This is a genomic window from Guyparkeria sp. (assembly GCF_046545975.1).
Taxonomy (GTDB): Bacteria; Pseudomonadota; Gammaproteobacteria; order Halothiobacillales; family Halothiobacillaceae; genus Guyparkeria.
In genome coordinates, this window is the sequence record NZ_JBKGYT010000010.1 from 19,959 (window position 1) to 32,566 (window position 12,608).

Sequence of the window (12,608 nt, forward strand, 5' to 3'; positions counted from 1 at the left end):
TGGAAAGGGCTAGACGCGGTTCAGTCTCCGTTGTCGTCTTTCCGATCCTGGTCGTCCTTCGGGTCCTGCGGGTCGACCGGCTTGCCCGGGCGGACCTTGAGAAGGCCGTCGATAATGATTCGGTCGCCTGGCTCGAGGCCGGATTCGACGATGCGTCCCTGGTCGCTCTTGGGGCCGAGTTCGACACGACGCCGGTCGGCCTTGTCCTTGTCGTCCAGGACGAACACGACCGTGCTGTTGGGCTCGGCGCCGGTGCCGATCGCGGACTCCGGGATGATGACCGCGTCTTCGACTTCATCGACCTTCAGACGCACTCGCACATAACGGTTCGGCCTCAGCACGTCACCGGGGTTGTCAAAAATGCCGCGCAGCTGGATGGAGTTCGTTCCGCGGTCGATGCTGGAGCTGCGGTAATCCAGTTCACCGGTGATCGTCTCGCCTTCGGGACCGGTGAGGTCAGCGATTTCGGCCGGTGTTTTCCGTTCCGTGGAGGGATTGAGTGCCGACCTGTCGGCAAACGGGTCGTCCACCGGGTAAGACAGCGTGACCTGGATCGGATCGATTTCCTCGATGCTGACCAGGCGATCCCCGACGCCGATCAAGTTGCCCGGATCGACCGCCCGCCGACCCGCGACGCCCGGGATGGGGGCAGTGACATCGGTGTAGTCGAGGTTGATCTCGGCCGACTCCAGCCGGGCCTTGGCCACCTCGACCTTGGCCTGGGCGGTCTCGAGGGCCGAACGGGCATCGTCGCGCTGCTTCTCGCTTGCCACGCCGCGCTCGAAGAGGGAGCTGACACGTCGCCAGTCGCGTTGAGCCGCGGCAAGCGTGGCCTGGGCGGACGCCACGTCGGCCTGAGCCTCGTTGACCGCGGCCTGGTAGGGGCGACGATCGATGCGGAACAGCGTATCGCCTTCCTCGACCCGGTCGCCCTCGACGTACTCCCTGGCCTCGAGAATCCCGTCGACCTGGGCGCGTACCTCCACGTGGCGATTCGCCTCGGTTCGACCGGTATACGTCTTGAACACCTGGGCGTCGGTCGGCTCGACCTGGACGACCGGCACCTTGGGGGCGGGACGGTCGCCACCCTGCTGGGCCCACGCCTGGCCGTTCAAGCCCAGGATCAGAGCGACCGGAACGATGAGCCGGGCGCGTCCAGCGGTCAGCGAAGAAGTACGGAATGCGGTCGACATGGGGATTCACCGATCAGATTGTCCGGGCGATGCCGGTCTTGATTCTTGCCGAATGCCGGGTCGACGGCAGCATGAGTCACCGTCGTGGACCCGGCTTCTTCCAGGATTCGGAAAAACGATAGTGTACTAACGAGTATCCCCGCCAGCAAAGGAATTCGCTCGCGGGCGGGCGGAGGTGATGGCCCGATTGGTCCACTGCGCGGCGCGCGCCCGGATACGCTAGGCTAGATTCCGCGAAAATTCACGTCAAAAGGAGCAATCCACGGTGAGCGAGACCATCTTCAGCAAGATCATCAACCGGGAGATCCCGGCCGACATCGTCTTCGAGAACGACCGGGTGCTGGCATTCCGGGACATCAATCCCCAGGCGCCGGTGCATGTGCTGGTCATCCCCAAGAAGGCGATTCCCACGGTCAACGACATCGCTCCGGAAGACCGGGAGCTGGTCGGCGAGCTGTTCACCGTCGCCGCGCAGATCGCGGCCGAGGAGGGCATTGCCGAGTCGGGCTACCGGACGGTGTTCAACTGCAACGGCGACGGCGGCCAGGAGGTCTATCACCTGCACCTGCACCTGCTCGGCGGGCGGGCGATGCAGTGGCCGCCGGGCTGAGGTCGTCCTGAGTCTCAGTCCGTCTTCAGCAGCTCCTGGTACTGACGGAGCCGCCTGGCAAGGATTGTCCCTTCCTCGACCCCAGCGCGGACGGCGCAGCCGGGTTCGTTGCGGTGGCGGCAGTCGTTGAAACGGCAGTAGCGGGCCGCCTCGGCGATCTCGGGGAAGGCGTCATCGAGCACCGCTTCCGGCACCTGATCGATCGGGAAGTCCCTGAGTCCCGGGGCATCGATCAGCCCGCCGGGCATGTCGGCGAAACGGTACAGGGTGCTGGTGCGGGTGGTGTGCATGCCTTCTCGGTTGAAAGCGGATATCTCCCCGACGGCGGCATCGCCGGCCAGCGGGGTGATTACTCGGGTCAGGCTGGTCTTGCCCACGCCCGACAGGCCGATCATGAGGCTGCTACGACCCGCGAGTTCGGACTTCAGCTCGTCCATGCCCTCGCCGGTCTTCACGGAAGTGCGGATGACGGCGAACCCGAGACGCTGCCACAGGGCCAGCGCCGCCTCGATTTCCTCGAGTTCGCCGGGTGGGGTCTCGCCGAGGAGGTCCGCCTTGTTGAGGAGGATCAGTGGCCGGGCAGGGAGCGCGAGAACCGCGACCAGGGTGCGTTCGACCACCTCGGGGTTCATCCAGGGGAGGGGGGCGGTGACGATGATGACCTGGTCGATGTTCGCCGCCATCAGCTTCTTCTTGCCGTAGGCGTCCGGTCGGACCAGCAGATTGCTTCGCTCCTCGCGCTTTTCGACGATCACGTGTCCGTGGTCGTCGTGGCACCACCGGATCCGGTCGCCGGTGGCCAGGCGGCCCACGGTCCGCCGCGCCCGGCCGCGGTGAAGCTCGCGCGCATCGTCCTCGATCAGGAGGTCGTGTCCGTGGTGGGCCACCACGACCCCGGCCAGCAGGTCGTCGCCGGACGGTGTCCGCCCGACGCGCCGACGACGGTCGACATGGCGCTGCTGCTGCTTGGTGAGCTTCGGTCCCCGGGCCATGGCGTCAGAGGAGGAAGACTGTCGCGAGCCCGAGGAAGATGAAGAACCCCCCCGAGTCGGTGATCGCGGTGATCATCACCGCGCTGCCCAGGGCGGGATCTCGGCCCATGCGGGCGCGCAGGACGGGGATGGTGACGCCGAAGAAGGCCGCGCTGAGAAAGTTGAGCGTGACGGCGGCCGCCATCACCAGCGACACGCCCAGGTGCTGGTACATCAGGAAGGTCGCGCCGGCCAGCACTGCGCCCCAGACGATGCCGTTGATCAGGGCGACCTTCAGTTCCTTGGTATAGAGCAGGCGGATGTCGTCACCTCCGAGCTTCCGGAACGCCAGTTCGCGGACGATCATGGTGATCGTCTGGTTGCCGATGTTGCCACCCATTCCGGCGACGATCGGCATGAGGACCGCCAGGGCGACCAGCTGCTGGATCGACCCCTCGAACAGGCCGATCACCTGGGCGGCGATCAGGGCGGTGACGAGATTCACGGCCAGCCACGGTGCCCGGTTCCTGACACTCTTGCGCACCGGTGCGAAGATGTCTTCCTCCTCGGACAGGCCCACCTGGGAAAGCCGCTCCTCGTCGCTGGCCTCGCGGATGTAGTCGACCACCGCGTCGATGGTGACCCGGCCGACCAGCCGGTCGACCTCGTCGACCACCGGGGCGCTGACCAGGTCGTAGCGCTCGAAGGCGTCGGCACCGTCGCGGGCCTTGTCCTCGGGGTGGAAGCGCACCGCGTCCCGTTCCATCACGTCGGACACAAGGGTCTCCGGGTCGTTGAGCAGGAGGGTCTTGAGATGGATCACGCCCTCGAACAGTCCGTCGCGGTCGATGACGAAGAGCTTGTCGGTATGATCGGGCAGGGACTCCATCCGCCGCAGGTAGCGCAATGCCACCTCGATCGTGACATCGCCACGGACGGTCACCAGGTCGAAGTCCATCAGCGCGCCGACGGTGTCCTCTTCGTAGGACATCACGAACCGCAGCTTCTCGCGATCGTCGATCGGGAGCGTGGTGAACACGTCCTGCATCATGCCGTCGGGAAGATCCGGGGCGAGATCGGCCAACTCGTCGGTGTCGAGGGTATTGGCGACGTTGAGGATCTCGTCGCGGTCCATTACCCGGATCAGGCTGTCGCGGACCGAGTCGGATACCTCCAGCAGCACCTCGCCATCCCGCTCCGGACGGACCAGTTCCCAGGCGATCAGGCGCTCTTCCTGCGGCAGGGACTCCAGCACCTTGGCGATGTCGGCGGCGTGCAGCCGCTCGATCTTCTCGGCCAGCCGCGAGAGTTGCTGCTTGCGCACCACGTCCTCGACCACTGCCCTGGGCACGTCCGAATCGCCGTGCTCTCCAGGCTCGTCGACGTGATCGATGCGCGAGAGGGTGTCGCGGATCTCGCGGATCAGCGCGTCCATTTCCTCCTGGCGATCGATTTCGGTCAGTTCGGGCATGGGGAGGCAACACCTCGTGGCCTGGAGACGGGCGGAAAAGCGGACTGGGGCACGGCGACCGGCCCCTGCGGCCGCGCCGGCGACAGTATAGCCGAGGCCAGTGCCCCAGGGCATGGGGTTCGGCAACCGACAGCCATCCCGCACACCGGGATCACGACAGGTTCCGTCCGTCAGGGGAGACAGGCATGCTAGGCTCTTGGCGTTCCCGGGGCTCGGGGCGTCCGACAGTACAACGCACAACACGACAGGGGTCCAAGTGCATCGACCTGAAGAGAACCTGATCTGGATCGATCTCGAGATGACCGGACTCGACCCGGCGCGTGACACCATCATCGAGATCGCGACGCTCGTGACCGACAAGCATCTCAACGTACTTGCCGAGGGCCCGGTGGTCGCGATCAGTCAGCCGGAATCGAAGCTTGCCGGCATGGACGAATGGAACCAGCGCACCCACGGGCAGAGTGGCCTGATCGAACGGGTAAGACGCAGCGAGTGCAGCCTGCGCGACGGCGAGTTGCAGACGCTCGAATTCCTGCGCACGCACGTGCCGGCGGGCGTCTCGCCGATGTGCGGCAACAGCATCTGCCAGGATCGCCGGTTCCTTGCCCGGTTGATGCCGGAACTCGAGGCCTATTTCCATTACCGGAATCTCGACGTGTCGACGATCAAGGAACTCGCCCGTCGCTGGCAGCCGGACGTGCTTTCCGGGCTGAGAAAGAACGCCACCCACCAGGCGATGGACGACATCCGCGCCTCGGTGGCGGAACTCTCCCATTACCGTGCCGGCTTTTTCCGGCTCTGAGACAGGGCTGGTCTTGGTAGACTCGGTCCGGTCATTTATCACGGGGTTCCCGGGTGGACAGCAAGCAGAAACAAGCGGAGTGAACCAGAAAACATGAGTACGAAAATCGGGGTGGTCGGCGCCAACGGCCGCATGGGGCGAAACCTGCTCGAGGCAGCCCATCATGGTGCGCACACGCAGATCGGGGCGGCGTTCGCTCGTTCGGGCAGCCCGATGATCGGCCAGGATGCCGGCCAGATCGCGGGGATCGGACAGATCGGTGTGCCGGTCGTCGGCGACATGGCGGGCCACTGCGACGAGTTCGACGTGCTGGTCGATTTCACTTCCATCGAGGCCACGATGAGCCACCTGGAAACCTGTCGTCGCAATGGCCGGCCCGTGGTGATCGGCACCACGGGGCTCTCGGAGGCCCAGAAGCAGAAGCTTCACGAAGCGGCGGCGGACATCCCGGTGGTCTTCGCGCCCAACATGAGCATCGGCATCAACGTCCTGTTGCAGGTGCTCGGCCAGGTCGCGACCATGCTGGGCGACGACTACGATGTCGAGATCATCGAGGCGCATCACCGGCACAAGGTCGACGCGCCCTCCGGCACCGCCCTGCGCCTGGGCGAGGCGGTGGCCGACGCCCTCGACCGCGACCTGGATCGCGTGGCGATCTACGGCCGCGAGGGCATCACCGGGGAACGCCCGGCCGAGACGATCGGCTTCTCGACCATCCGGGGCGGGGACGTGGTCGGCGATCACACCGTCCTGTTCGCCGGCATCGGCGAACGGGTGGAGATCACCCACAAGGCGTCCAGCCGGATGACTTTCGCCAAGGGGGCCGTTCGCGCCGCCCACTGGGTGGCCGACAAGCCCGCCGGCCTCTACGACATGGCACATGTGCTGGGGCTCAAACCGGTCTGATCGGTCCCGGCTCGACCGACGGTCATTCCGCCTCCGAAGCCGCCCCGTGCCGCAATGGCCGCCGAGGCACACGTGGACAGCCAAGGGGGCTTTCAGTCATAATTGCGCCAATTGACCGGCCGCACGCTGCGGCGGCCGTCTTGTGCCTGCTCGCCCCGGTCGATAGCGATGCCATGCATCCGGTCTCGGGGCGCAGATCGTCACGACAATTCTTGGGGGAATGTTCTTGGATAGCACGGCCTCAGACGCGACACCCGCGCTCCCGGCAAACACGGCGCTCCTGGCTCTCGAAGACGGGAGCGTTTTTTACGGAACGTCGATCGGCGTCGACGGGGAGTCGGTGGGCGAGGTGGTTTTCAACACCGCCATGACGGGCTATCAGGAGATCCTCACCGATCCGTCCTACCGACGGCAGATCGTGACGCTGACCTACCCCCATGTCGGCAACGTCGGCACCAACCCCGAGGATGCGGAATCGGACTCGGTCCACGTGGCCGGTCTGGTGATCCGCGACGCCGGCGAGATGAGCAGCTGGCGCGGGACGCAGACGTTGCGCGACTACTGCGAGACCCATCGCCTGGTGGCGATTTCCGAGATCGACACCCGCGAACTCACCCGGCGTCTGCGGGACAAGGGCGCCATGAACGGTTGCATCGTCGCCGGTGCCGAGCTGGATGCCACCGCCGCGGTCGAAAAGGCTCGTGGATTCGCCGGCCTGGCCGGGATGGATCTGATCCCGGAGGTCGGCACACGCGAGAAGCGCGAGTGGACTCAAGGCAGCTGGTGGGTGCGTGACGAGGACCGGCCGGCGGCCAGCCGCCACGTGGTCGCCTACGATTACGGCTTCAAGCAGAACATCCTCCGCATGCTGGTCGATCGCGGCTGCCGCGTCACGCTGTTTCCCGCGGATGCCCCGGTCGATGAGTTGCTGGCCGAGAAGCCGGACGGCATCCTGGTCGGCAACGGTCCCGGGGATCCGGCCGCCTGCACCAAGGCCATCGGCGATATCCGGGCATTCCTGGAGTCGGGGATTCCCCTGTTCGGTATCTGCCTCGGTCACCAGCTGCTCGCGCTGGCCAGCGGTGCTGCGACCAGCAAGATGAAGTTCGGCCACCACGGCGCCAACCACCCGGTCCAGGACATCCACAGCAAGCGCGTGCTGATCTCGAGCCAGAACCACGGCTTCGCGGTCGAGGAAGACAGCCTGCCGGACAACGTCCAGGCGACGCACCGCTCGCTGTTTGACGGGAGCCTGCAGGGCATCCGTCGCACCGACTGCCCGGCCTTCAGCTTCCAGGGTCACCCGGAGGCGAGCCCGGGGCCCCAGGACCTCGACATCCTGTTCGATCAGTTCGTCGAGAGCATCGACGCCCGCCGCTGAATCCACGTACCCAGAACATTGACTGTCCAGCCACGGCTGACAGGTGAGTCGAGCATGCCAAAGAGAAACGATATCCAGAGTGTATTGATCATCGGCGCGGGGCCGATCGTGATCGGCCAGGCCTGCGAGTTCGACTATTCCGGCGCCCAGGCCTGCAAGGCCCTGCGTGAGGAAGGACTGCGGGTCATCCTGATCAATTCCAACCCGGCCACGATCATGACCGACCCGGAGATGGCCGATGCCACCTACATCGAGCCGATCACCTGGGAGGCGGTCAGCGCCATCATCGAGAAGGAGCGCCCGGATGCCGTGCTGCCGACCATGGGTGGGCAGACGGCGCTCAACTGCGCGCTCGACCTGCACCGTCACGGCGTGCTCGACCGTTTCGGCTGCGAGCTGATCGGCGCCAGCGAGGACGCCATCGACATGGCCGAGGACCGCGAGCGGTTCAAGGACGCGATGACCGAGATCGGCCTGTCCACGCCGGCCTCGACGGTGGTGCATACCTTCGACGCGGCGATCGCCGCACAGGCGGAGGTCGGCTTTCCGGCCATCATCCGTCCGTCGTTCACCATGGGCGGTACCGGTGGCGGCATTGCCTACAACCGCGAGGAGTACGAGGAACTCGTCCGCCGCGGCCTGGATCTCTCGCCGACCAACGAACTGCTGATCGAGCAGTCGGTGCTCGGCTGGAAGGAATACGAGATGGAGGTCGTGCGCGACAAGAACGACAATTCCATCATCATCTGCTCGATCGAGAACCTCGACCCGATGGGCGTGCATACCGGCGACTCGATCACCGTCGCGCCGGCGCAGACCCTGACCGACAAGGAATACCAGGTCATGCGCAACGCCTCGCTCGCGGTGTTGCGCAAGATCGGCGTGGAGACCGGGGGCTCGAACGTCCAGTTCGCGATCAACCCGGAAAACGGCGACATGATCGTGATCGAGATGAACCCGCGGGTCTCGCGTTCGTCGGCGCTTGCCTCCAAGGCCACCGGTTTCCCGATCGCCAAGGTCGCCGCGAAGCTCGCCATCGGTTACACGCTCGACGAGCTCAAGAACGACATCACCAGCGGTGCGACGCCGGCTTCCTTCGAGCCGACCATCGACTACGTCGTCACCAAGATCCCGCGCTTCACCTTCGAGAAGTTCCCGGTCGCCAATGACCGGCTGACCACGCAGATGAAGTCCGTGGGCGAGGTGATGGCCATCGGCCGGACCTTCCCGGAATCCCTGCAGAAGGGCCTGCGCGGCCTGGAGATCGGGCGCGACGGCCTCGACGAGGTGCTCGAGGGCAGCTTGTCGGACGACGACATCGAGGACCGGCTGGTCCGCGAGCTCCACTCGCCGGGCGCCGATCGGCTCTGGTACGTGGCCGATGCCTTCCGTCAGGGCTTCGACGTCGAGCGCGTCTTCCAGCACACGTTCATCGACCGCTGGTTCCTGCGCCAGATCGAGCACCTGGTCCGCACCGAGGATGCGCTGCGGGGCGGCAACCTCAAGGAGATCAGTTCGGCGCAGATGTTCCAGCTCAAGCGCCTGGGCTTTTCCGACGCGCGCTTGGCCAAGCTCCTCGACGAGACCGAGAGCACCGTGCGCGCCCACCGGCACGCGCTGGGTGTCCGCCCGGTCTACAAGCGGGTCGACACCTGTGCCGCCGAGTTCCCGACCTCGACGGCGTACATGTACTCGACCTACGAGCCGTTCTGCGAGGCCGAGCCGTCCAACCGCGACAAGATCATGATCCTCGGCGGCGGCCCCAACCGCATCGGCCAGGGCATCGAGTTCGACTACTGCTGCGTGCATGCCGCGCTCGCCCTGCGCGAGGACGGCTACGAGACGATCATGGTCAACTGCAACCCGGAGACCGTCTCGACCGACTACGACATCTCCGATCGGCTGTACTTCGAGTCCCTGACCCTCGAGGACGTCCTCGAGATCATCGAGGTCGAAAAGCCCCGCGGCGTGGTGGTGCAGTTCGGCGGCCAGACGCCGCTCAAGCTCGCGCGTGACCTCGAGAAGGCCGGCGCGCCGATCATCGGCACCACGCCCGATGCCATCGACCGGGCCGAGGACCGCGAGCGTTTTCAGGACATGATCCACAAGCTGGACCTCAAGCAGCCGCCCAACCGCACCGCCAAGTCCGCCGACCAGGCCATTCACCTGGCCGCCGAGATCGGCTACCCGCTGGTGGTGCGTCCCTCCTACGTCCTGGGCGGCCGGGCGATGGAGATCGTCCACGACGAGGACGGGCTCAAGCGCTACATCCGTGACGCGGTCAAGGTGTCCAACGAGTCGCCGGTGCTGCTCGACCGCTTCCTGGATGACGCCACCGAGATGGACATCGATGCCGTCTGCGACGGCGAGGATGTGGTCATCGGCGGGCTGATGGAACATATCGAGATGGCCGGGGTCCACTCGGGTGACTCGGCCTGCTCGCTGCCGCCGTACACGGTGCCGCGCTCGGTTCAGGACCGGGTCCGTGAGCAGATCAAGGCCATGGCCCGCGAACTGAACGTGGTCGGCCTGATGAACACCCAGGTGGCCATCCAGGGCGACGACATCTACATCATCGAGGTCAACCCGCGTGCCTCGCGCACCGTGCCGTTCGTCTCCAAGGCGGTGGGCGTGCCGCTGGCGCAGGTCGCCGCCCGGACGATGGCCGGGGTGAGCCTCAAGCGGCAGGGCCTCACCGCCGAGCGCATCCCGCCGTTCTACTCGGTCAAGGAAGCGGTGTTCCCCTTCATCAAGTTCGCCGGGGTCGATCCGCTGCTCGGCCCGGAGATGAAGTCCACCGGCGAGGTGATGGGGGTCGGCCGCGAGTTCGGTGAGGCCTTCGCCAAGGCGCAGGCCGGGGCGGCCAACTCGTTGCCCCTGTCGGGAACCGCCTTCGTCTCCGTCAAGAAGGGTGACTACGCTGGCGTCGAGCCGGTGGCCCGCGCCCTGGTCGAATGGGGCTTCACTCTCGTGGCCACGCGTGGCACGGCCAGGTTCCTCAACGATCGCGGCCTGTCGGTCACCCAGGTCAACAAGGTGACCGAAGGTCGACCGAACGTGGTCGACATGATTAAGAACAAGGACATCGCCCTGATCGTCAACACGACGTCGAACAGTCAGCAGTCGCGGAACGATTCCTACGAAATCCGCCGCGAGGCCCTGCATTACCGGATTCCGTACTTCACGACCCTCGCCGGCGCCGAGGCCATGGCACTGGCTCTGAAGTACCTGCACCAGCCGGTCACGGTCAACCGTCTCCAGGACCTGCACCAGGAGTGTGTTGCATGAAACAGACACCGATGACGGCCGCCGGCGCGGCCAAGCTCGAGGAAGAACTCAAGCAGCTGCGCAGCGTTGAGCGCCCGCGGATCATCCAGGCCATCGCCGAGGCCCGCGAGTTGGGTGATCTCAAGGAGAATGCCGAGTACCACGCCGCGCGCGAGGAACAGGCCTTCGTCGAGGGGCGGATCAAGGAGATCGAGGCCAAGCTCTCGCATGCGCAGATCATCGATGTGACCCGGATGCCGCCGGGCGACAAGGTGATCTTCGGCGCGACGGTCGAGTTGCTGGATCTGGATACGGACGAGGAGATCCGCTACAAGATCGTCGGCGACGACGAGGCGGACATCAAGCAGAACCTCATCTCGATTCATTCCCCCATCGCGCGTTCCCTGGTCGGCAAGTCGGTAGGGGACGAGGTGGAATTCAGGACGCCAGGCGGCGCTACGCGTACCTTCGAGATCATCGAGGTCGAATACGTCGCCTGACCCCCGGACATCGCGCCGGACACGGCGCAGCGATGTCGGCAACCCATTTACATCACCGGATAACCCATGCTTGACGCGCGAGTTCTTCGTCAGGAAACCGAACAGGTCGCCGCCCGCCTGGCACGCCGCGGCTTCGCCTTCGACCGCGAGCGTTTCGAGGCGCTGGAGGCCGAACGCAAGTCCCTGCAGGTGGAAACCGAGACCCTGCAGGCGCGGCGCAACGCCGAATCGAAGAAGATCGGCAAGGCCAAGGCGGCCGGCGAGGACATTCAGCCGCTGATCGCCGCGATCGGCGAGCTGGGTGAGAAGCTCGACTCGGCCAAGGGCCGACTGGGGGAGATCGCCGAGGAACTCGACGCCTTCCTCGCCGGGATCCCGAACCTTCCCGACGACGACGTTCCCGCCGGCGCATGCGAGGACGACAACGTCGAGCACCACGCGGTGGGTGACATCCCGTCGTTCGACTTCGAGCCGCGCGACCATGTCGATATCGGGGCCGGCCTGGCGGGCATGGACTTCGAGGCCGCCGCGAAACTGACGGGCGCCCGGTTCGTCACGATGTCCGGGCCGGTCGCCCGGCTGCACCGTGCACTTGCTCAGTTCATGCTCGATCGACACACGTTGGAGCACGGCTACCGCGAGGTGCAGGTGCCCTTCGTCGTCCACGCCGAGTCGCTGTACGGCACCGGGCAGCTCCCCAAGTTCGCCGATGACCTGTTCCGGCTCGAGGGCGAGGCGCCCTGGTACCTCATCCCGACCGCCGAGGTGCCGGTGACCAACCTGGTCCGGGACGAGATTCTCGACCGGGATGCCCTGCCGCTGAAGATGGTGGCGCATACGCCATGTTTCCGCTCGGAGGCGGGCGCTGCCGGGCGGGATACGCGCGGGCTGATTCGCCAGCACCAGTTCGAGAAAGTCGAGCTGGTTCAGGTCGTGGCGGCCGGGGAGTCCGAGCGCGCGCTCGAGGAACTGACCGGTCATGCCGAGGCCATCCTCGATGCACTCGAACTGCCGTACCGTCGTCTCGTGCTTTGCACGGGCGACATGGGTTTCTCCGCCGCCAAGACCTACGACCTCGAGGTCTGGCTGCCGGGGCAGGGCAAGTACCGTGAGATCTCGTCCTGCTCCAACACCCGCGACTTCCAGGCTCGACGCATGAGCGCGCGAGTCCGGGGAGCGGATGGGAAGCCCGAGCTGGTCCACACCCTGAACGGGTCGGGCCTCGCCGTGGGGCGAACGCTGGTGGCCGTGCTGGAAAACTACCAGTGCGAGAACGGCGACGTGATCGTGCCCGAGGTGCTGCGACCCTACATGGGCGGGGCCGAACGTCTCGAGGTGAATTCATGACCGGCAGCGTCACGACCGATCCGCTGTTCGATCAGGTGCGGGAAACCATCGTCAGGACGCTTGATCTTCCCGGACCCGCCCAGCGGTTCTCGCCGGATAGCGGGCTGTTCGGCGAGCTGCCCGAGCTGGACTCGATGGGCGTGGTCCTGCTGCTGACCGC

Annotated in this window: 10 protein-coding genes; 7 read left to right on the forward strand and 3 right to left on the reverse strand. The window is 65.9% G+C overall.

All coding sequences use genetic code 11. From position 1 onward, the window contains the following. Window positions 1-20 precede the first annotated feature (20 nt). Window positions 21-1,193 (reverse strand): efflux RND transporter periplasmic adaptor subunit, encoded by a 1,173-nt coding sequence (locus ACLFMY_RS01965; protein WP_410762835.1) that lies wholly within the window; start codon window positions 1,191-1,193, stop codon window positions 21-23. Window positions 1,194-1,458: 265 nt separating this feature from the next. On the opposite strand from ACLFMY_RS01965, the gene ACLFMY_RS01970 reads away from it, so the two are divergent. Further along, entirely contained in the window at window positions 1,459-1,803 is a 345-nt protein-coding gene (locus tag ACLFMY_RS01970) for a histidine triad nucleotide-binding protein (protein WP_410762836.1), read from the forward strand. A gap of 14 nt (window positions 1,804-1,817) precedes the next feature. Here ACLFMY_RS01970 and rsgA read toward each other — a convergent pair whose 3' ends face one another. Then, window positions 1,818-2,795, reverse strand: a complete 978-nt coding sequence (gene rsgA / locus ACLFMY_RS01975) for a ribosome small subunit-dependent GTPase A (RefSeq protein WP_410762837.1) — start codon at window positions 2,793-2,795, stop codon at window positions 1,818-1,820. 4 nt (window positions 2,796-2,799) lie between these two features. After that, the gene (gene mgtE / locus ACLFMY_RS01980) at window positions 2,800-4,245 is read right to left on the reverse strand and encodes a magnesium transporter (protein WP_410762838.1); all 1,446 of its coding nucleotides are present in this window, start codon (window positions 4,243-4,245) and stop codon (window positions 2,800-2,802) included. 256 nt (window positions 4,246-4,501) lie between these two features. Here mgtE and orn point away from each other — a divergent pair, with 256 nt between their 5' ends. The 6 genes from orn (at window position 4,502) to serS (ending at window position 12,448) form a co-directional block, all read left to right on the forward strand. Beyond that, window positions 4,502-5,047 (forward strand): oligoribonuclease, encoded by a 546-nt coding sequence (gene orn / locus ACLFMY_RS01985; RefSeq protein ID WP_410762839.1) that lies wholly within the window; start codon window positions 4,502-4,504, stop codon window positions 5,045-5,047. Window positions 5,048-5,140: 93 nt separating this feature from the next. Continuing rightward, window positions 5,141-5,953, forward strand: coding sequence for a 4-hydroxy-tetrahydrodipicolinate reductase (gene dapB / locus ACLFMY_RS01990; RefSeq protein WP_410762840.1), 813 nt, complete (start codon window positions 5,141-5,143; stop codon window positions 5,951-5,953). Between the two features lie 220 nt (window positions 5,954-6,173). Continuing rightward, entirely contained in the window at window positions 6,174-7,334 is a 1,161-nt protein-coding gene (gene carA / locus ACLFMY_RS01995) for a glutamine-hydrolyzing carbamoyl-phosphate synthase small subunit (RefSeq protein WP_410762841.1), read from the forward strand. A gap of 54 nt (window positions 7,335-7,388) precedes the next feature. Continuing rightward, window positions 7,389-10,622 carry a carbamoyl-phosphate synthase large subunit gene (gene carB / locus ACLFMY_RS02000; protein WP_410762842.1) on the forward strand — a complete coding sequence of 1,078 codons (3,234 nt, stop codon included), beginning with the start codon at window positions 7,389-7,391 and terminating at the stop codon, window positions 10,620-10,622. Next, the gene (greA, locus tag ACLFMY_RS02005) at window positions 10,619-11,101 is read left to right on the forward strand and encodes a transcription elongation factor GreA (RefSeq protein ID WP_410762843.1); all 483 of its coding nucleotides are present in this window, start codon (window positions 10,619-10,621) and stop codon (window positions 11,099-11,101) included. The genes carB and greA overlap by 4 nt, the downstream gene beginning before the upstream one ends. A 66-nt stretch (window positions 11,102-11,167) precedes the next feature. Continuing rightward, complete coding sequence (gene serS, locus ACLFMY_RS02010) at window positions 11,168-12,448, forward strand: serine--tRNA ligase (protein WP_410762844.1); 1,281 nt, start codon at window positions 11,168-11,170, stop codon at window positions 12,446-12,448. The last annotated feature ends 160 nt before the right edge of the window (window positions 12,449-12,608 follow it).